Here is a 20296-nt window from a genome sequence, read left to right as displayed (position 1 = left end):
ACAAGTTCATTATAATGAAATGAATAATTTATTGCAATACTATTTTCTCAATTTAAAATATTTAAATTTGGTCAGTTTTTCTGTCAAAAAGGTGATACACTTCTATAGTTTAAAGCATGACCTAACTAAATTTTTTTAATGTAATTTCCAGTTCATATTGCTTTTTACATATAATATTCGTTATACGAAATGTTGATATACGTTATCATTTAAGCATTTTCAGTTCTTTTTGAGGATTTCCACCTCTAAAGTAAACTGGAAATAAGCTTGTATTCCTCTGATGACATTTGGCTATAATTGATTTATAATAGATCAATCAAATACATTTGTTGTGATTGCGATGATGAAGAGTAGTACACATTTTCATCCGTTTGAAGAGAGTCTGCGGTGCTGGGAGCAGGTAACGGGCGATGTGGAATGGACTTCTGAGCAGCTGACCGAACGTTAGTAGGCCCAGCCGGAGCAGCCTCCGTTACCAACGTCTCGAGCGATTCCATTGTAATGGAATAATCAGGGTGGCACCACGGTTCATTCGTCCCTTTTTTCTACGGGAAGAATGGGCTTTTTTTATTATGTTTTAAGAAATGAGGTAAGAACTATGAAGAAAACGATTTTTTCAGGCATTCAGCCGAGCGGTTCCGTTACCCTCGGCAACTACATCGGCGCAATGAAGCAATTTGTTGATTTGCAGCATGACTACAACGGCTACTTCTGTATTGTCGATCAGCATGCGATTACGGTTCCGCAGGATCGGCTTGAGCTGCGGAAGAACATCCGCAATCTCGCGGCTCTTTATTTGGCCGTCGGACTTGATCCCGAGAAAGCGACCCTCTTTATCCAGTCGGAGGTTCCCGCTCATGCCCAGGCGGGGTGGATGCTCCAATGCGTCGCATATATCGGCGAGCTTGAGCGGATGACGCAATTTAAGGATAAGTCAAAGGGCAAAGAAGCCGTCGTGTCCGGACTGTTAACCTATCCGCCGCTGATGGCCGGCGATATTTTACTGTACGGAACGGATCTTGTTCCGGTCGGAGAAGACCAAAAACAGCATCTTGAACTGACCCGCAACCTGGCGGAACGCTTTAATAAAAAATACAATGACATCTTCACGATTCCTGAGGTGAAAATTCCTGAATCAGGCGCGCGCATCATGTCACTGGCTGATCCGCTCAAAAAAATGAGCAAATCAGATCCGAACCAAAAGGCATTCATCACGCTGCTTGATGAGCCGAAGCAGCTCGAGAAGAAAATCAAGAGCGCCGTGACTGATTCTGAAGGCATTGTAAAGTATGATAAAGAAAACAAACCGGGCGTTTCTAATCTTTTGACGATCTATTCTATTTTAGGAAGCACATCAATTGAAGAATTAGAAGCTAAATATGAAGGCAAAGGGTACGGTGAATTCAAAAGCGATTTAGCCGAAGTCGTTATCGGCGCATTGACACCGATCCAAGAGCGCTATCGTGAATTAATTGAGAGCGACGAGCTTGACCGCATTCTCGACGAAGGGGCGGCGCGCGCAAACAAAACGGCCGGCAAAATGGTGAAGAAAATGGAAAACGCCATGGGTCTCGGACGGAAAAGAAGATAAAAAAAAGAGGCGGGAGAATCCCCGCCTCTTTTTTTAGTTCACTTTTGATTCCTGTTCCATTTCCCAAAGCTTTTCGAAAAACGGCTGCCCTTTAATCAAATTTTCACAGAACGCAAGATGTTTATCCGACCAGCCTTCAATTGTTTCATTGTAAAGCATGTCCCAGATCTCTTCAAAACTCATCCGTTTGATCTGCTCATACATATGCGGATTCCATTCCGTGTACCAATACACAATTTCCGCACGGTTTTTCAGCCCTTTCAGCTGGTCGAGCGCCATAAACATCAGCTGCTTGATCTGCCGCTCTTTTCTCGTCAGACCTCTGACATGCTCCGGCGCCAATGACAAAATGTGATATTCCTTTGAAGACTCCAATTGCGACGGCTCAAATTGAAACAATTCCGGTTCTACATCCTTTACCATTTCATAAACAAGCTGCTCCTGTCTCGGAATCAGGCGGCTCTTTCTGACCGGAATGGTATACCCGATCGTATCCACGGCAATGATGCCGATCCCGTCTGTCACGACAAAACAGTACTCCAGCTTTGTCCGCTCATGATTTTTTCGCACGTATGACTTCTGGTGGACTTGGTCAAGCAGCTCTTTCGGAAGCTCTGATAAGTCGTTTTCTATGTAATGAAATAATACCGACGGCACTCTGAGCAGCGGCGTCTGATCCAAAAGCTCAACCGTGTCTTCCTTCCGCCATTCGTGAAAATGGCATACATTGTAGCCGTTTTCTTCCCCTTCAAACCAATTAACCCATACATCATGAAGAAATAACATATTCGACCCCTCACTTTATAAAAACTGTTGTCCACAGTATAGGCAAGGGATAGATAAATTATTCCATTTCAATATGAGATTTCCGTTTTACGGAGCTGGATTTCCGACTGCATTGCAACAAAAAAATCTCCCGTTCGTCCGGGAGATCATTTCACATTTTTCGGATCAAGCGCATCACGCAGCCCGTCTCCGACAAAGTTGAAGCACAATACGGTAAGAAGGATCAACAAACCCGGGAATAACGGGTACCACCAAGCCTGTATCATAAGCGTAAAGTTCTGTGCATCCTGAAGCATATTGCCCCAGCTTGCGATCGGTGGCTGAATCCCGAAACCGAGATAACTTAATGTAGATTCCGCCAAAATAACCGTTCCCACCTTTAATGTGGCTGAGACGATAATCGGTCCGAGCGCATTCGGCAGTATATGAGAAAAGATGATGTGATGGTTTTTTGTACCGATCGTCTTTGCAGCTAATACAAACTCTCTGGAACGAAGCGATAAAAACTCTCCTCGGACAAGGCGTGCCGTTGTTGTCCAGCCTGTAAGGGAGAAAATTAAAATTAATTTATCCATTCCGGGCTGAAAAATCGTAACAAGTGTAATTAACAAAAATATATCAGGTATGGATAATACGATATCAACGGTTCTCATGAGAACGGCATCGACAAACCCTTTAAAATATCCGGCAACGGCTCCGACAACTGTCCCGATTGTAATCGCGCCGATCACAGAAGCGAATCCGACAAGCAAGGAGACGCGCGCCCCGTACAGAACCCTCGTAAAGATGTCTCTTCCGAATTTATCAGTTCCCATTAGATGTTTTAAGCTCGGCGGCTTCAAACGATTGATGAGAGATTGACTCTCCGGAGAGTAAGGAGCGATTACCGAAGCGAATAAAGCTGACAAGATAATGATGGTTAATATAACGGCTCCGATTACAGCTAGTTTATTTTGAAAGAACTTTTCGAAAAAAATCTTCGTCATTGTTTCCGGTTTGGATTGAATATTTTCCTTTAATTTCACTTCGCTGGGGGGTGTGCCGGTATTTGGCTGTAACATTTGACCTCTCACCTCTCTTTGTTAATATTCAATGCGGGGATCAACCAGCGCATATAAGATGTCCGCAATTAAATTCCCCACTACAACCAAAACAGCTGAAATGACCGTCATGGCCATGATAACCGGATAATCCCGCGAAAAGGCTGAATCAATAAACAATTTGCCGAGACCCGGCCAAGTAAAAATCTGTTCTACCACTACCGCTCCCCCGATAAATGACGGTATCATCAAACCAAAAATAGTGATGACAGGAAGAAGTCCGTTTCTCAAACCGTGTTTAAAAATCACTTTATTATCTCGGAATCCTTTCGCACGCGCCGTTCGTATATAATCCTGTTTTAACACATCAAGCATACTGGATCTTGTGTATCTCGTTATCCCTGCCATGTCTGCCGTGGCGAGCACAAAAGCAGGCAGAATCAAGTGATGCAATCGGTCAAATATGTTAAAGTCAGCATTCAAAGTGCTTACTCCGCCAGTGGGAAACCACCCCAGATTTACAGATAAAACCATGATTAAAATCAAACCGAACCAAAAATTCGGAATGGCAAGCCCTAAAAATGAAGTAACAGTTATCCCGTAATCCAATTTTGAATAAGGACGTTTCGCTGACAGAACACCAAATGGAATAGAAATCAGAAGAGCGACAAGGGTTGAGAAAAGCATAAGCACAATCGTATTCGGTAAGCGGGATAAGATAAGTTCAGAAACCGGAGTGCCTTTCTTGACGATAGAAGTCCCAAAATCCCCTTGCAGCATATTCCCCAGCCATTTCACATATTGAACAGGTTCCGGATCATTCAACCCGTATTTTTCAATGAATTTCGCCCTGTCCGCTTGACTGATTGTAGGGTCCATCATAAGTGACATCGGGTCTCCCGGCGCTGCTTTCATGATGGCAAACGACAAAATTGTAATGCCTAAGAGAATCGGCAAGGACATTAATGTTCGCCGTAAAATATATGTAACCATATTCTTGTCCCCTTTTTAAATAGGATAAGAGAGGAAAGGAACCTCCTTCCCTCTCCAGGGCTTTTGCTATTTTTGATCCAGCCACCATTTTTCAATATTGTACAAGTCATTTTTAGGGTGGAATACATAGCCTTGTAAATTATTCGGCATCGCTCTGTGGTAATTGTAATAGAATAAGAAGCTGTACGGCTGATCTTCAGCAATCAATTTGTATATCTCTTCATACTTCTTTTGGTATTCTTTTCTGTCTGTAATTGTCTTCGCTTCTTCAAGCAGCTTATCGACTTTCGGGTTTTTATACCAGATATTATTCAGCCCGTTTTTCGATTGGCTTGAATGGAAGATAGAGAATTGATCCGGGAACGTTGCAAGACTCCATCCGAGAAGAAGAGCGTCATAATCCCAATTAGGGGCACTTGTCTGTTCGATTAACGCACTGAATTCAACAATTCGCGGTTTAGCCTCGATTCCCACTTCTTTTAATTGCTGCTGAACGACAACAGCTAAATCTTCACGAATTTTATTGCCTTGATTCGTTTTAATTTCAAATGAGAATTTTTTTCCGTCTTTATCAAGGTAGCCGTCACCGTCATGGTCTTCCCATCCGGCTTCTTTTAGCAGCTGCTTTGCTTTTTTCGGATTATAATCAAATGTCGGCACTTTAGACTTCGGATAATTCCATGACAGCGGACTCTCAGGAACATCCGCTACCTTACCGTCTCCGTTCAGCACTTGATCCACCATTGCCTGCCTGTCAAGAGCGTAAGTCAATGCCTGACGCACTTTTTTGTCCTTAAAAAGCTCTTTTTTCTCATTCCAGCCGATATAGCTGTAGTTTAAGCCAAGATCAGATTTGACCTTCACGTTTCCAAACGTTTTAACCGTATCAAAATCTGTGCCCGGCACAACGAAGAAATCAATATCTCCCGCTTTTAACTGGGCCACGGCCGCGTTAGAATCAGGAATTGTTTTGACTGTCACTGTATCAAGGTAAGGTCTGCCGCCAAAGTAATCATCATTTGCTTCCAGTTTGACATACTCACCTTTTTTCCACTCAACAAACTTAAACGGACCGGAGCCGATTGGATTTTTACGGTTAAATTCATTCTCTCCCAGATCTGCAACCGGCACCTTACCCAATATATGTTTTGGCAAAATGCCGTAACTGTCGAGAACGACATTATAGAAATAGGCATCTTTTTTCTTCATTTTAAACTGAATTTCATATTTTCCTTTTTTCGTTACGGATTTAAGGGACTCAAAACCCGAGCCACGCTCACCGTTGTAATCCTTGTTAAGAGGGATGCTGTAGGTGAAAACAACATCATCGGCCGTCAGCTCTTTTCCATCATGGAATTTAACGCCTTTTTTCAGTTTTACATCATACGTTAATCCCCCGTCAGCTTCTGTTACTTTTTCAGCCAGCGACGGCTTGACGTTTAATTTCTCATCCGTTTCCAATAATGTGCTGTAAATCATGCCTTCAATATCAGAACTTGCAACATCGGTAGAATAAAGTGGATTAAAAAGTGTGGGTTCCCCGGTTGACCCGACAACCAAATCTCCGCCTTTTTGCGGTTTTCCTGCCGGTTTGGATTCGGTGCTTGTGGATTTTGAGCCGGAGCAGGCTGACAGGAAGATGGCGAGCGCCATAAAAACACTTAGCATCATCAGTGCGCTTTTACGTAATTTCATATCAATTCCCCCTTTGTGATATATATGCAGCAAACTGGTTATGTAATCCGGCATACCCCCTCTCGATGCTTGTCATTTCAGGCATATAAATGGCAGGCGACGTAATGGCCGGGAGCGGCTTCTTCAAATGCCGGGATTTGTTCCTTGCAGATCGGTTTGGCCATCGGGCACCGCGTGTGGAACACGCAGCCTTTCGGCGGGTTTGCCGGGCTTGGCAGTTCTCCTTTCAGGATGATTCGTTCCCGCTTGACGGCGTCTTTTTTTCTCGTGACGGGCACTGAAGACAAAAGCGCTTGCGTATAAGGGTGAAGCGGATTGCCGTACAGCTCGTGTTTATCGGTCAGCTCCATCATTTTTCCCAGATACATGACGCCGACTCTGTCGCTGATATGGCGGACAACACTCAAATCATGAGAAATAAACAAATAGGTCAGGTTGAATTCATCCTGCAGTTCTTCCATCAGATTGATGACTTGGGCCTGAATGGAGACATCGAGTGCGGAAACGGGTTCATCCGCAATAATCAGCTCGGGATTCAACGTCAGAGCCCGCGCAATCCCGATCCGCTGGCGCTGCCCCCCGGAAAATTCGTGCGGATAGCGGTTTGCAAAGCTCGGGTGAAGGCCGACTTTCGCCAGCAGCTCCTCCACTCGCTCGTTCCGCTCGCTCATGCTGTACATATGGTGAGTCTGGAACGGCTCTTTAATAATGGAACGCAGCGTTTTCCTCGGGTTAAGGGATGCGAAGGGATCTTGGAAGACCATCTGGATGTTTTTGCGGACGCTTTTTCTCAGCTTTTCTTCAGATAAGCCGGAGATATCCTGCCCCTTAAAAAGAATCCGGCCGTCTGTCGGCTTGTATAAACGGATCATCGTCCTTCCCGCCGTTGATTTGCCGCATCCTGATTCACCGACGATGCCGAGCGTCTCCCCGCGCTTCAGTGAAAAAGAAACGCCGTCAACAGCCTTTATATCACCGACTTTCCTTTGAAAAAAACCGGAGCGGATCGGGAAATATTTTTTTACGTCTTTCAGCTCTAAAATCGTTTCTTGGCCTGCAGCTGTCATTTTGATTGGGCACCCTCTTCCTCATATAAAAAACATCTTACAGAACGGCCGCTTTCATGCGTTATCAGCTCCGGCTGCCCTGTTTTGCATTTGTCCATCGCTTTTGAACACCTCGGGGCGAATCGGCAGCCTTCCGGAAGATTATCCGGTGTCGGGACACTGCCTTTGATCGCTTTTAATGTATCAATCTCTCCATCTATCACCGGTATGGAGTTTAACAGCCCTTCGGTATACGGATGAAGAGGGTTTAAAAATAAGTCCTCCACACCCGCACTCTCTACGACTTGTCCGCAATACATAACGATCACCCTGTCGGCGGCTTCGGAAACCACACCTAAATCGTGAGTGATCAGCAGAATAGAAGTATCGAATTTTTTGCAGAGGTCTTTCATCAGCTCCAATACTTGGGCTTGTATCGTCACATCAAGCGCCGTCGTCGGCTCATCAGCGATCAGAAGCTTCGGATTGCAGCTGAGCGCAATGGCGATCATCACCCTCTGTCTCATCCCTCCGGAAAGACGGTGCGGATATTCTTTCATCACTTGTTCCGCTCTGGAGAATCCGACGAGTTCCAGAAGCTCAACGGCTTTTTTAGCCGCTTCTTTTTTATTCATTTTTTTATGGTATTCAAGCACTTCGGTAATCTGTTCGCCGATGGTCAGCACCGGATTCAGGGAAGTCATGGGCTCCTGAAAGATCATAGAGACGTCATTTCCGCGGATTTTGCAATATTCGTTTTCGGTGAAGGAGGCCAGGTCCCTGCCTTCCAGCTTAATCGAGCCGTCCATAATTTTTCCGCCCGAGCTTTGGACAAGTCCCATAATAGAAAGCGAGGTGATGCTTTTGCCCGAGCCGGATTCTCCTACAAGAGCGACGGTTTCGCCTTTGTTAATGTGAAAATCAACCCCGTCGACTGCAGGGATCGGCTGTTTCTTTCTGAAAAAATAGGTCTTTAAATTATTCACTTCTAATAGTGTGCTCATGATACGCCCCTTTCTCATTCCGCTGAAGCAGAGGGAAACATACGTTTCGCTATCACAAAATATAGAATAGTCGAAAAATTTTATAGTTGTATATTATTACATCATTATTACAAAAGCAAGAATTTTTTAGGATAAATGTAATATCCTTAAATAATTTCCATTCTTTTAATCTATTAAAGCGTTGCTTCCAGAAAGGTTTTTGAAGGGATGGCCAATGCTTCTTTTACTGTTTTTTGATGGTCGGTTAAATATTTTTTTACTATATTGAATCCGACGGCATAGCCAAGCATTGAGGGGAAGTATCCTTTTCCGTATAACAGCTGGGAAAACATTCTGCTGTCTCTCGTTAAGCGGAGGTTCGGCTTGACTCTTTTTTCAAACAAAAAATCAAGCTGCTCAGGCGTATAGTAGGACGTCCATTCCGCCGTAAGACTTGAGCCGAACCGCTCATATACAGCATATTCTGCCAGCCCCTCCATCATGATTGTATCAAGAAATGTCTCATCTTTTTCGTCCTTTGTCACATGTTCTAACCGGCAGACGTGATTATATTCATGTGTCATAAGGGCGGATACAGCTGAATTGGAACTATCCGACGATAGAAAGAGGAACATTTTGTTCCGAAAGGCCAGACCGGATTTTGATCCGAATTCCTGACGGATTTTCCGGTTTCGTTCATCAACGGGCAAAACTACGATCGGCACGTCCGGCCCGTTCCACTTCTCCTTTAAATAGGCTTCCTCTTTTTGTATATGGCTGTAGCATCCTTTTTCTTTCAGCCGTTTACTGGTCCTAACGCCGTCCTTCAGATGGCGGAACATGCCGTGGTTTTGCAGCATCCCGAGTATCGGCTTCCACTCTTTCTTATCGGCCCCTGAAAAAAGCGGCAAAAGATGCGGGGCCAGGTCATTTACGGATGCCGCCTTTTCCATCCATTGATATGTCTGCTTGACGCTCATACCGGTTCGCCTCCTCTTGTTGTTATCATATGCACGCACAAAAAAACCGGCCACCTTTTTCAGGCAGCCGGTCAAAAACTGTATTATTGATATTTTTTAAAGATCAAAGTGGCATTATGTCCGCCGAAGCCGAGCGAGTTGCTGAGAACGATGTTGACATCCTGCTCGCGCGCTTTGTCCGGTACATAATCTAAATCACACTCTTCATCAGGTGTTTCGATGTTAATCGTCGGCGGGATAATGCCGTCTTTAATTGCCATGACGGAGAAGATTGCTTCAATTCCTCCGGCAGCGCCTAACAAATGACCCGTCATTGATTTTGTCGAACTGACGGCAAGCTTGTACGCATGATCACCGAAAACGGTCTTAATGGCTTTTGTCTCGTATTTATCATTGTAGTACGTGCTTGTGCCGTGAGCGTTGATGTAATCAATTTCTTCAGGCTTGATGCCCGCATCTTTGATTGCTTCCTGCATCGCTCTCGCACCGCCTTCCCCGTCTTGGGCAGGCGCGGTAATGTGGTAGGCGTCACCCGTTGAGCCGTAGCCGACAATTTCCCCGTAGATTTTCGCACCGCGGGCAAGGGCATGCTCAAGCTCTTCAAGCACGACGATCCCCGCGCCTTCTCCCATGACAAAGCCGTCACGGTTTTTATCAAACGGGCGGCTTGCCGTTTTCGGATCAGGATTTGTAGAAAGGGCTTTGTTTGCGCTGAAGCCCGCAAATGACATTCTTGTCAAGGGCGCTTCCGTTCCGCCCGTAATCATCGCATCGGCATCGCCGCGCTGAATGACTTTAAACGCGTCACCGATAGAGTTCGTTCCCGTCGCACATGCCGTCACCGTACAGGAGTTGACTCCTTTTGCTCCGAGAGCGATTGAGATTTGGCCTGTCGCCATATCCGGAATCATCATCGGAACAAAGAACGGGCTGACCCTTCTCGGCCCTTTTGTCAGGAAGATTTCGAATTGGGATTCAAGCGTTTCAAGACCGCCGATTCCGGACCCGACCCAAACGCCGACTCTCGGCGCGATCTCGTCTGTGATGTTCAGACCGGCATCTTGAACGGCCATTTTCGCGGCTACGACAGCGTATTGCGTGAAGCGGTCCATTTTTCGCGCTTCTTTTTTATCCATGTGATTTTCAATATTGAAATCTTTCAATTCAGCAGCTACTTTCGCCGGATACTCGTCCGATTCCACACGTGTGATCGGTCCGATTCCGGATACGCCGCCGATTGCATTTTTCCAGCTTGTTTCGGCGTCGTTGCCAAGCGGAGACAAGGCTCCAAGCCCTGTAACGACTACTCTTTTTTTACTCATCTTGTGTGCACCTCACCTTTTTTTATCGTCCCCAGCGTAATGCTATGGCGCCCCATGTCAATCCTCCGCCGAAACCGACCATGACGATGACGTCGCCGTCTTTAATTTTGCCTGCTTCCAGTTCCTCTACTAATGAAATCGGAATGGATGCTGCGGATGTGTTTCCATATTTATGGACTGTTTTAGACATCTTTTCAACCGGAAGCTCCAAACGTTCCCGTGCCGCTTCCATGATGCGGATGTTTGCCTGATGCGGAATCAAAAAGTCTACGTCCTCTTTGGAGAGGCCGGCTTTTTCAATAACATTTACACTCGATTCACCCATTTGCCGGACGGCGAATTTGAATACTTCTCTTCCATGCATGATTGTATGCCCTTTTTCATCTAAGTACAAGTGCTGACCGCCTGTACCGTCTGCTCCGAGCTCAAATGAAAGTATGCCTCTGTCGTCACTGACCGGTCCGATGACCGCCGCTCCGGCTCCGTCTCCGAACAGCACAGCCGTATTACGGTCGTCCCAGTCGGTAATGCTTGAGAGCTTTTCCACGCCGACCACGAGGACATGTTTGTATGTTTGCGATTCAATGAATTGTTTGGCGGTTACGATACCGTACATAAAACCCGCACATGCGGCGCTGATATCCATCGCGCACGCTTTTTTGGCCCCGAGCTTCTCTTGTATCATACAGGAAACGGTCGGGAAAGACTGGTCAGGAGTAACCGTCGCCACAAGGATCATATCAAGCTCCTCAGCGGAAATGCCGGCCTGATCAAGCGCTTTTTGCGCAGCCTCAGCGGCCATGCCGGATGAATACATATCTTCAGCGGCGATTCTTCTTTCTTCTATACCAGTTCTCGTACGAATCCACTCGTCCGATGTATCTACCATTTGTTCAAGATCATGATTTGTCAGCACTTTTTCCGGGATGTAACGGCCGACGCCAAGAATTCCAGCTTTCATTGGAAAAGACTCCTTTTTTATAATGAATTTAAAACTAATTAGTTATGATCAATTATTAGTATCAGGTACTAATTCTACCCTATTTTTTTTCTGTTGGCAATATATTCGTCTAAACTATCGGACGCTGCTCCTCATAGAATAAAAGGAAGACGAAAGGAGGCTTCACTATGGATATTTTCTCCAAAATGATGTTCGGCGATTCCAGAGACCGGGATAAAGAACCGGAAGAAAACCCGGAGCAGCCTCAGGCTGAAAACGAAGAAGAGATCGATTACAACCACGTGTTGAATCAGCTGGGGTCCATCATGAACTCCCTGGATCAATTAAAGCCCGTATTTAAAGACTTTGCGCCGATGGTGTCCGCCATAAAGAAAAAAATCATGTGAAAAGCCACTTCATGAAAAAGTGGCTCTCTTTATTTATTCAGCTCCCCGGCATCAGATCTGCCAAGCTCATACGCTTCCGCCATGACCGATGTAAACAGGTCCATAAACGGCTGAATCATTTCCATAGACAGATCTATGCCGGATTTCTCAAGCTCCGCCTTTGCTTCCGGCAAGTATTTCATCGCGATCTGCATAAATTCAAGAGACTTTTCATGCTGCATGTGTATCCACCTCTATTCATTTGACGGCAGTTCATTTGTTTGATTATACGTTTTGACAAGGTCTGAGATTTTGTCTTGAAACGCTTTGTCCACCAGCGGGCTGAACGTCCCCATTTCAACGACTCCTTCCCTGAAATCAAAGTCGTGATCTCCGCTCTTGAGCGTACCTTTATTATATTGCTCGGCAATTAATGTATAGGCTTTATCTACGTTTTGCACCGTGCTTGTCAGCACCGTGTTTTTGCCGAGATTCGATTGCTCGGCGACATAGCCGATGGCGTAAAGCCCGTCTTTTTTGATTTGCTGAATGACAGGAACATTATACCCGTCTCCGGCCGGATATACAACATCCGTGCCCTCCGCTTTTAACTTCTCGTAAAGATGCAGCGCTTCATTGCCGTTATCCCAGTGGTCCGTAAATTCAGTATTGACGGTGATATCAGGCTTTTCATATTTCGCCCCTTTGATAAAGCCGTCTACTTCAGGCTGCCACAAAAAGGAGGCGATGACACCGACCTCATTGGTTTTTGACATATGGGCGGCCGTCATTCCCCCGAAAAAACCCATTGCTTCTCCCATAAGGTGAACGCTTGTGACATTATCGCTTTTCGCCGTTCCGTTTGCGACGACGAATTCCATGTCGGGATAATCCTTGCTGATCATATTGAAGATTTCCTCGTATTCATTTCCGTGCCCGTATAAAAGATTGACTCCTTTTTTATGAAAATCATCTATCGCTTTTAAAATATCTTCATCGGATCTGATATTTTCTTTATAATAAACGTCAACGTTAAATTCAGATTGTATCGCTAATAAACCTTTGTAACCTTTTGTGCCCCATACCAAGTCACTGATGGTATCGGGGAAAAGCATTCCGACCTTCTCAATTTTTCCTTTAAACGGAGTTTGTGTGCATCCGCTCAATAAAAGGAGGACAGAAAAGATCATGACAAGCCTGGTGATCAAGCCATGTTCAACCCCTTTTCAAACTCATAACATGTATAATTGATATACGTTTATTGTAGCGGTAATGCACATAACATGGAAGGTATTTCTTAAAAAATGTCGAATATTGATGAAAATTGTCTTTTCCATTCTTTAATTTTTTCTTCCGCTTCCGTTTTTTGCGTTTTTTCTTTTATTTCCAGGGTAATAATCTGATTTTCGTCTTCTGTGCCGTCAGCCTCAAGCTTATTCATCAGCCCGCAGACCGCGTCTTCTAAAAAGATCCTGCTTTCGCCATCTTCTTTTGCTTCCGTCCACGGACCGTAAAGGGGAGGAAGGATAATCGCTTTTGCCGTATCCCGCTGACCGTTTTTTTCCCAGTCTCCGTGATCCTCACTGTAAACAATCCAATATAAAGGCTCAGCCCTTTTTTCAGGCAGACACCCGCTCCCGTATTGAACGCAGATACGATCGTATTCCTTTTCACCGATTTTCTCTATTATTTGAAAAAGCCCGTTTCTCGCGAGCCACATTAAACGTTCTTCTAAATACAGCTGCCTCGTTTTGTCCTCCGGTTCTGCCAAAATGACATCAACGTGCACACCTTCATCCATCAACCGTTCGCACAATGAAAGGCCGAGAAATTCATCTGCTCCAATGATCAGCGCTGTTTTCATCACATCTGCCGCCTTTCCGGTTTTTCATACACACACAAGCCAAACAGCCCTCTGAAAAGAGATGGCTGTTGTATTCTATTCATTACAGGTCTTTTTCATGACTGCGGAAAAACCGGCAGATGGCTCTGTACATACGAGCAGGGTTCTCAAGCAGGTGATACGTGATATCAATCTTGCTTCCGGTCTTTTCCCGGGCTTCTTTATACGCGTTCGCGTGCAGGGTGTACGGGTACGGCGCTCCGGTCGTTCTTTGCCATATATGTACCGGCACGCGGGTGCGGCAGCCGGTAATGGTCTGATAGCTCAGTGAGCTTGCCTCTTTTTCAGAAACACCGAAGCTTTGTGCCGTTTCCCTCAGAAACTGCTTATAAAAAAACTTATTTTCTTTCTCTGATTCAAAATGGGCTTGAAGGGCAAGACAAGGATCTAACATTGCGGCTGAACGGATATGCTCCGGTGAAGACTGCAGCAATTGATCGGCGATGAGGGCGCCCATGCCTTCTGCGAGCAAGTGTATTTTCGGATTGAGGGTTTCTTGTTTCAGCACATAATGAATCAGCTGTCTGGCGTAAAGGGCGGCTTTTTCCGAACCCCAATGCCGTCCGTATAAATTGCTGTTGAAAATGGTGTACCCTCTGTCAAGCAGCGTATTTAACAGCTGGTTCCTCCCTTCATGTTCGAGCCAAAAGCTTGAGTCCCGGCTGACAAAGTGAGTTCTGTCCCCCAGAATAAAGATACAGAAGCCGTTCGGCCGATACGGCAGATGGATGACGTTCAGCTCAGATCCGAATTGGAAAAATCTTTCCGTTATCCCCATGCCTGCCCGCCTCCTTTTACTCCTAATCTCTCTATTGGCTATCATATGTAAAAAGAATGAAAACGGATCGGATAAACTCCTATTTGCTGCTATGTTTTGGCTATTATCCCAAGCACGGGAACCGAATTTTCCGTCAGACGGCAAGACAGGCGGGCACATGTCAGTTTCAGGCGCGCTTTTTGATGAGAAAATGACCTTCCGCCCGCGCTTTATGTATGGTATGATACAACGTAGAATAAAATGAAGGACGAGGTGGAAACGTGCGGTTTATTATCGGTTTTATTTGGACGTTCCTTTTAACACATATGGCCTGTTATTTGGTCGCCTCCATGAACAGCGCGGCGTACAATTTCAAGCAATCATCCGTTATTGCCGTGGTTATTGCGGTGCTAGTCTTTGTTCTTGCGGAGATCATGCCTGTCAAACAGGATGCAAACCAGCATTAAATAAAAAAACCTGCTATTCAGCAGGTTTTTTTGTGTTCACGGTTTTCGTTGGTACGTCCACAATCTGTTGTGGTTTGAAGTTTCAGGGAACATTTCTCCCACCGTAAGCTTGATTTTTTGCGGATTTTTGACCATGCTTCCCGTTTCGCCGATTTCAACGTACACACCGTTATTCGGCGCTTTTTGTCCCGGGCGGAATTGATGCTGCTGTCCCACGTCATTTCCTCCTTTTTCTTTTTTATGTAGTATGCGCTTGTATGCGGAGAAATATCAAAAACCGCTGAATGAGATTCAGCGGTTTTTTTGTTCATCCTGTTTGTATAGAAGAGCTTTCAGGAGCGCTTTTTGCGCGTGAAGCCGGTTTTCCGCCTGCTGGAATACTGCAGAGTTCGGGCCGTCGATAATCTCGGACGTGACCTCTTCTTCCCGATGCGCCGGCAGGCAATGCAAAAATGTATAGTCGGGTTTGGCGAGACTGACGAGTGAGGCGTTGACTTGATACGGCGCAAACACATTCAGCCGCTGCTGCGTCTCTTCCTCCTGCCCCATGCTCGTGAAGACGTCGGAGTAAATCACGTCTGCATCCCGCACCGCTTCCTGCGGATTTTCGGTAAGGGTGATTTTCGCTCCGGAAACAGCCGCTGCTTCTTTCGCGGCATTCACCGCCTCTTCCTCTGCTTCATAGCCTTTCGGCGAAGCAACCGCAATGTCACAGCCCATTTTTGCGCAGCCGATCATAAGTGAATGCGCGACATTATTTCCGTCACCGATATAGGCGACTTTTACTCCTTTTAATTTTCCTTTTATTTCTTGTATTGTTAACAGATCCGCGAGTGCCTGACACGGGTGATACCGGTCGGTCAGCCCGTTTATGACGGGAATATCAGCATGCTCGGCAAGCTCTTCGACTTTTTCATGCTCAAAGGTGCGGATCATAATGGCATCAACGAAGCCGGACAGCACCTTCGCCGTATCCGCGACCGTCTCCCCCCGCCCAAGCTGCAGGTCGCTGCTTGAAAGAAATAGTCCCGTTCCCCCGAGCTGGGCCATTCCCGCTTCAAAAGACACACGTGTGCGGGTTGAAGATTTTTCAAAAATCATCGCCAATGTTTTCCCTTGGAAAATCGGCTGTATCGGATGTTGTTTTAATAATGAAGCTTCTGTCAGAAGCGCATTGATGTCTGACGGGCTGACATCTTTTAATGAAAGAAAATCTTTGCCGTACAAATGGGTTAATGTGTGTTCCGCTTTTATTGTGTGCATGATGCCACTTCCTTTTGATAAAGATCTTTGAGCGATACAGGCTGAGGTTTGCCGGAGCCGCTTGCTAAAAATGCCTTTACGGTTTCCGGTTCAGTAAAGACCGTCACACCGTGCGTCATGGCTTCGATCCGTTGTTTACGCGCTTCTTCAGAGTGATTGAAATTAATATGAACCGCTTTATCCTTTCGCTCTGCCCATGCCGGGAACGCATCTTTGCATACGGTAAATCCCGCCTCTTGAGCCTGACGTTCCAATTCCGCATCACAGCCTTCCAGATAGATGCTGCCTTTTTTCTCCCAGACGTGCGCGTAGATTTTTTTCAGTGCGCTTTCTGCGTCAAACGCGACACACATGCCTTCTCCGGTCGACTTCATTTCCGGCCCGGGCTTTACGTCCACATCCTGAATGGCGTGAGAAGAAAAAACCGGGAATTTCACTGCCGTTCCGTGCTGATTTTGAACCTCGGGCTTGATGTCTTTAAGGGAAGCGCCGGCCAGCAATCTGGCGGCAAGCGGGATCATCGGCACCCCCATCACCTTAGACACGACAGGAACCGTGCGGCTTGCCCGGGGATTCACTTCAAGAACGAGAATATCCCCTTTGTCATCAATGACAAACTGAATGTTCATAATGCCTTTAAAAGCCAGTTTTACCGCGATTTTTTCGGCGGCCTCTTTTATATTCCGCTGCATATCAGGTGTGACAGACGGACCCGGAAGAATCGCAAAACTGTCGCCCGAATGGACGCCGGCCCGTTCAATGTGCTCTGTGTAAGTCGGCACGAATACTTCATGTCCGTCGGAAATCAGATCGATCTCCAATTCTTTTCCTGTAATGTACTGATCGATCAAAATCGGGTACGGCATGCCCGCTTCTTTTCCCAGCAGCTCTGACATTTGCGCTTCTGAATGAACTATGATCATGCCCATCCCCCCGATGACATAAGACGGACGGATCAGCACGGGGTAGCCGATTCGGCTTGCTTTTTCCGTTGCTTCTTCTTTTGAATAAGCCGTTTCGCCTTTGGCATGTTTGAGGTCAAGATCGTCAAGCAGCTGATAAAACAGATCCCGATCCTCCAGTGCATCAAGGGTTTCAAAGGATGTTCCGAGCAGCGGAATGCCCGCTTTTTCCAGCGGTTCAGCGGCATTGATCGCGGTCTGTCCCCCAAACTGGACGATGGCAAAATCAATGTTTTCATGTTCCGCCACGTTTAAAATATGTTCTGTCGTCAGCGGTTCAAAATAAAGCCGGTCGGCGATTTCATAATCCGTGCTTACTGTTTCCGGATTGTTATTGATCATAATCGTTTCATATCCCAGCTTTTGCAGGGTCAGAACGCCGTGGACGGCGCTGTAATCAAATTCCACTCCCTGACCGATGCGGATCGGGCCTGAGCCGATGATGAGAGCGCGTTTTTTCTCTTTTCGGCTGACATCTCCGTCGCTTTCCCCAAGGTAGGTGGAGTAGAAATAATTCGTCTTGGCATCAAATTCAGCGGCGCATGTATCTACGATTTTAAACGACGGGACGATGCCTGATTTCTTTCTGAGAGCACGGATGTCTTCTTCCGTTTTTCCCGTGAGAGATGCGATCATGACATCCGTGAAGCCTTTTACCTTCGCCTGCTTTAAAAGCGGGACAGACAGATGATCCCCTTCTTCCATCAGCTTGTTTTCTAATGTCATGATATTTCGGAATACATGGAGAAAAAACGGGTCAATTTTCGTTTTGGCATGGATATCTTCTATCGTTTCACCGCGGCTTAACAGTTCCATGACGACGAAAAATCTCCGGTCATCCGGCGTTACCGCTAATTCCCACAGCTGATTGATCGTACAGCCGCCGAGTTCAGGCAGGCGGGTGCCGATCGTTTTCAGCTCAAGGGAGGCCGCCGCTTTTTGAATGGCCGCTTCCATATTTCTTTCGATCGCCATGACCTCTCCCGTCGCTTTCATCTTCGTTCCGAGCGTGCGGTCGGCATGTTTAAATTTATCAAACGGCCAGCGCGGGAATTTGACGATGACATAATCAAGCGCCGGTTCAAAGCTTGCATAAGTAGAGCCCGTCAGCGGATTTTTCAGTTCGTCGAGCGTATAGCCGACGGCAAGTTTCGCCGCCATTTTGGCAATCGGGTAGCCGGTCGCTTTTGACGCGAGGGCCGATGAACGGCTGACACGCGGGTTCACTTCAATGACATAGTACTGTTTGCTGAACGGATCCAGCGCAAATTGAATGTTGCAGCCGCCGACCACATCCAGCGCCGAAATAATCGCCAGGCTTGCTGAACGCAGCATCTGATATTCTTCATCCGTTAACGTCTGGGACGGTGCGACGACGATAGAGTCTCCTGTATGCACGCCGACGGGATCGATGTTTTCCATATTGCAGACGGTGATGCATGTATGATTGCTGTCGCGCATGACCTCATATTCGATTTCTTTAAATCCGGCGATGCTTTTTTCGACGAGGCATTGGCTGATCGGACTTGCTAACAGCGCCTGTTTAATAAGCGTCTGAAACGCTTCTTTTGTTTTCGCGATTCCGCCTCCCTTTCCGCCTAACGTGTACGCCGGTCTCAGAATAACCGGAAATCCGATAGACTCAGCGAAGCGGAGGGCGTCTTCTTCGTTGTCGACGATTTCGCTTTCCGGAACGGGCTGGTCGAGCTCTTTCATCAGGGCGCGGAACTGCTCCCGGTCTTCGCCTTTTTGAATGGTTTCCACCGATGTTCCTAAGAGCTTGACGTGATGCTTCTTCAGCACGCCTGCTTCTTCAAGCTTAACGGCTAAATTCAATGCCGTCTGGCCGCCCAAATTGGCAAGCAGACCGTCGGGTTTTTCTTTTTCAATAATGGCCTCGATGCTGTCGGTTGTGAGCGGTTCAAAATATATTTCATCGGCAAACGCCTCATCCGTCATAATCGTTGCCGGGTTGTTATTGACTAGAATAACGCGGTATCCTTCTTCTTTCAGAGCCATGCAGCCCTGCGTTCCTGAATAATCAAATTCAGCCGCCTGGCCGATGATGATGGGGCCGGAGCCGATGACTAATATGCTGGAAATGGTTGTATCTTTAGGCATGAGCGATTTCTCTCCTTGCTGGTATCACTTTTTCTAGAAATTCATCAAATATCCACTCGCTCTCAGCCGGACCGGGATGAGCTTCAGGGTGGAACTGGACGCTTAATACGGGAAGGCGCTTATGAATGAGCCCTTCCACTGATGTATCATTGACATGGTGAAATCTGATGGACAGCTCGTTTTCGTCAATTGACGCTTCATCGACGACATAGCTGTGGTTCTGGCTTGTCATAAACACCCGTTTCGTTTTCCGGTCAATGACGGGATGGTTGGCACCCCTGTGGCCGAACGGCAGCTTATACGTATTTCCTCCGAAAGCCAGGGCAATCAGCTGATGCCCGAGGCAAATGCCGAGTGCAGGGAAATTACTGAGTAAAGATGTAATCCGGTTCATGTACGGCGCAATCGCTTTCGGGTCGCCCGGGCCGTTTGAGAGCACGATTCCGTCAGGCTGAATGTCATAAACGGCGTCCATCTGCTGATACGGAATGACCGTTACTTTACAGCCGCGCTTTACAAGTGACGAGGCGATTGATTTTTTATAACCGAAATCAATCAGCGCAATATGCCGGTCTCCGTTCCCCATTGAAGTGATGTCTTCAGACTGCGCCAGCTCCGCCGGATTTTGTGTTCCGGATGCTGCGGGAATTTCTCCTGCTGTTGACACAGCAGCGTTCATCGTGCCGCCGGAGCGGATGGCTTTGACGACGGCCCGTGTGTCCACTTCGGTTAAGAGCGGGATGTTCCATTTATTTAAATACTCTCTCAAGCTTGAGACTGCTTCATGGTGAGAAAAATGTTCACACGCTTCATAGACGGCAACAGCCTTGACTTGTGGAATTTTACTTTCAAGGTCTTTTTCATTAATTCCGTAGTTTCCGATCAGCGGATACGTAAAGACGATGATCTGCCCCTTATATGACGGGTCTGTAAGCACTTCCTGATAGCCCGTCATTCCGGTGAAAAAAACAGCTTCGCCAACACAGCAAGCCTCTTTTTCAAGTTCACCGCCGAATGATGTTCCGTCTTCCAATACTAAATAGCCTTTCATCTAAAGCCCA

At 46.5% G+C, this 20296-nt stretch carries 20 protein-coding genes and 1 other annotated feature; of the genes, 3 read left to right on the top strand and 17 right to left on the bottom strand.

What is annotated here, in order from left to right:
- The first annotated feature begins 331 nt into the window (after positions 1–331).
- Positions 332–543: a binding site (T-box leader), on the top strand.
- Positions 544–598: 55 nt separating this feature from the next.
- Positions 599–1591, top strand: coding sequence for a tryptophan--tRNA ligase (gene trpS / locus L3V45_RS05615; RefSeq protein WP_003155045.1), 993 nt, complete (start codon positions 599–601; stop codon positions 1589–1591).
- A 33-nt stretch (positions 1592–1624) separates the two neighbouring features.
- Here trpS and L3V45_RS05610 read toward each other — a convergent pair whose 3' ends face one another.
- The 9 genes from L3V45_RS05610 to L3V45_RS05570 form a co-directional block, all read right to left on the bottom strand.
- Positions 1625–2377: a YjbA family protein gene (locus tag L3V45_RS05610; protein ID WP_003155047.1), complete on the bottom strand. Its 753-nt coding sequence runs from the start codon at positions 2375–2377 to the stop codon at positions 1625–1627.
- A gap of 146 nt (positions 2378–2523) precedes the next feature.
- Complete coding sequence (gene opp4C / locus L3V45_RS05605) at positions 2524–3438, bottom strand: oligopeptide ABC transporter permease (RefSeq protein WP_003155049.1); 915 nt, start codon at positions 3436–3438, stop codon at positions 2524–2526.
- 21 nt (positions 3439–3459) lie between these two features.
- The gene (locus L3V45_RS05600) at positions 3460–4410 is read right to left on the bottom strand and encodes an ABC transporter permease (RefSeq protein ID WP_003155051.1); all 951 of its coding nucleotides are present in this window, start codon (positions 4408–4410) and stop codon (positions 3460–3462) included.
- A 66-nt stretch (positions 4411–4476) separates the two neighbouring features.
- A complete protein-coding gene (locus L3V45_RS05595) occupies positions 4477–6105 on the bottom strand; it encodes a peptide-binding protein (RefSeq protein WP_003155052.1) in 1629 nt (542 codons plus the stop codon).
- 77 nt (positions 6106–6182) lie between these two features.
- On the bottom strand, positions 6183–7172 hold the full coding sequence (locus L3V45_RS05590; RefSeq protein WP_003155053.1) for an ABC transporter ATP-binding protein: 990 nt from the start codon (positions 7170–7172) through the stop codon (positions 6183–6185).
- The gene (locus L3V45_RS05585; protein WP_003155054.1) at positions 7169–8155 is read right to left on the bottom strand and encodes an ABC transporter ATP-binding protein; all 987 of its coding nucleotides are present in this window, start codon (positions 8153–8155) and stop codon (positions 7169–7171) included. Before L3V45_RS05585 ends, L3V45_RS05590 begins: the two co-directional genes overlap by 4 nt.
- A gap of 173 nt (positions 8156–8328) precedes the next feature.
- Positions 8329–9114, bottom strand: coding sequence for a DUF2268 domain-containing putative Zn-dependent protease (locus L3V45_RS05580; RefSeq protein ID WP_003155055.1), 786 nt, complete (start codon positions 9112–9114; stop codon positions 8329–8331).
- Between the two features lie 83 nt (positions 9115–9197).
- Positions 9198–10436 carry a beta-ketoacyl-ACP synthase II gene (fabF, locus tag L3V45_RS05575; protein ID WP_003155056.1) on the bottom strand — a complete coding sequence of 413 codons (1239 nt, stop codon included), beginning with the start codon at positions 10434–10436 and terminating at the stop codon, positions 9198–9200.
- A gap of 22 nt (positions 10437–10458) precedes the next feature.
- Positions 10459–11397 carry a beta-ketoacyl-ACP synthase III gene (locus tag L3V45_RS05570; protein ID WP_003155057.1) on the bottom strand — a complete coding sequence of 313 codons (939 nt, stop codon included), beginning with the start codon at positions 11395–11397 and terminating at the stop codon, positions 10459–10461.
- Between the two features lie 167 nt (positions 11398–11564).
- Here L3V45_RS05570 and L3V45_RS05565 point away from each other — a divergent pair, with 167 nt between their 5' ends.
- A complete protein-coding gene (locus L3V45_RS05565) occupies positions 11565–11783 on the top strand; it encodes a hypothetical protein (protein ID WP_003155059.1) in 219 nt (72 codons plus the stop codon).
- Positions 11784–11812: 29 nt separating this feature from the next.
- On the opposite strand, the gene L3V45_RS05560 is transcribed toward L3V45_RS05565, so the two are convergent.
- The 4 genes from L3V45_RS05560 to L3V45_RS05545 form a co-directional block, all read right to left on the bottom strand.
- Positions 11813–12004: a ComZ family protein gene (locus L3V45_RS05560; protein WP_003155061.1), complete on the bottom strand. Its 192-nt coding sequence runs from the start codon at positions 12002–12004 to the stop codon at positions 11813–11815.
- A 12-nt stretch (positions 12005–12016) separates the two neighbouring features.
- Positions 12017–12970 (bottom strand): BMP family ABC transporter substrate-binding protein, encoded by a 954-nt coding sequence (locus L3V45_RS05555; protein WP_003155063.1) that lies wholly within the window; start codon positions 12968–12970, stop codon positions 12017–12019.
- A gap of 89 nt (positions 12971–13059) precedes the next feature.
- A complete protein-coding gene (locus tag L3V45_RS05550) occupies positions 13060–13626 on the bottom strand; it encodes a Rossmann-fold NAD(P)-binding domain-containing protein (RefSeq protein WP_041481852.1) in 567 nt (188 codons plus the stop codon).
- An 82-nt stretch (positions 13627–13708) separates the two neighbouring features.
- Positions 13709–14443 carry a lipase family protein gene (locus tag L3V45_RS05545; protein WP_236837285.1) on the bottom strand — a complete coding sequence of 245 codons (735 nt, stop codon included), beginning with the start codon at positions 14441–14443 and terminating at the stop codon, positions 13709–13711.
- Between the two features lie 260 nt (positions 14444–14703).
- On the opposite strand from L3V45_RS05545, the gene L3V45_RS05540 reads away from it, so the two are divergent.
- Positions 14704–14889 (top strand): YjzD family protein, encoded by a 186-nt coding sequence (locus L3V45_RS05540; protein ID WP_003155069.1) that lies wholly within the window; start codon positions 14704–14706, stop codon positions 14887–14889.
- A 36-nt stretch (positions 14890–14925) separates the two neighbouring features.
- Here the strand turns inward: L3V45_RS05540 and L3V45_RS05535 are convergent, their stop codons facing one another.
- The 4 genes from L3V45_RS05535 to L3V45_RS05520 all read right to left on the bottom strand — a co-directional run bounded on the left by L3V45_RS05535 (position 14926) and on the right by L3V45_RS05520 (position 20286).
- Positions 14926–15105 (bottom strand): YjzC family protein, encoded by a 180-nt coding sequence (locus L3V45_RS05535; protein WP_003155070.1) that lies wholly within the window; start codon positions 15103–15105, stop codon positions 14926–14928.
- A 75-nt stretch (positions 15106–15180) separates the two neighbouring features.
- Positions 15181–16152, bottom strand: a complete 972-nt coding sequence (gene argF, locus L3V45_RS05530; protein WP_015388451.1) for an ornithine carbamoyltransferase — start codon at positions 16150–16152, stop codon at positions 15181–15183.
- The gene (locus L3V45_RS05525) at positions 16140–19235 is read right to left on the bottom strand and encodes a carbamoyl-phosphate synthase (glutamine-hydrolyzing) large subunit (protein WP_236837284.1); all 3096 of its coding nucleotides are present in this window, start codon (positions 19233–19235) and stop codon (positions 16140–16142) included. Before L3V45_RS05525 ends, argF begins: the two co-directional genes overlap by 13 nt.
- Positions 19228–20286, bottom strand: coding sequence for a carbamoyl phosphate synthase small subunit (locus tag L3V45_RS05520; protein WP_052585679.1), 1059 nt, complete (start codon positions 20284–20286; stop codon positions 19228–19230). Before L3V45_RS05520 ends, L3V45_RS05525 begins: the two co-directional genes overlap by 8 nt.
- Between the last annotated feature and the right edge of the window lie 10 nt (positions 20287–20296).

The sequence above is a fragment of the Bacillus sp. R45 genome, from assembly GCF_021729365.1.
Lineage (GTDB): Bacteria > Bacillota > Bacilli > Bacillales > Bacillaceae > Bacillus > Bacillus velezensis.
Note: the sequence above shows the minus strand (reverse complement) of the source record. Positions and strands in the feature narration are given on the sequence as shown.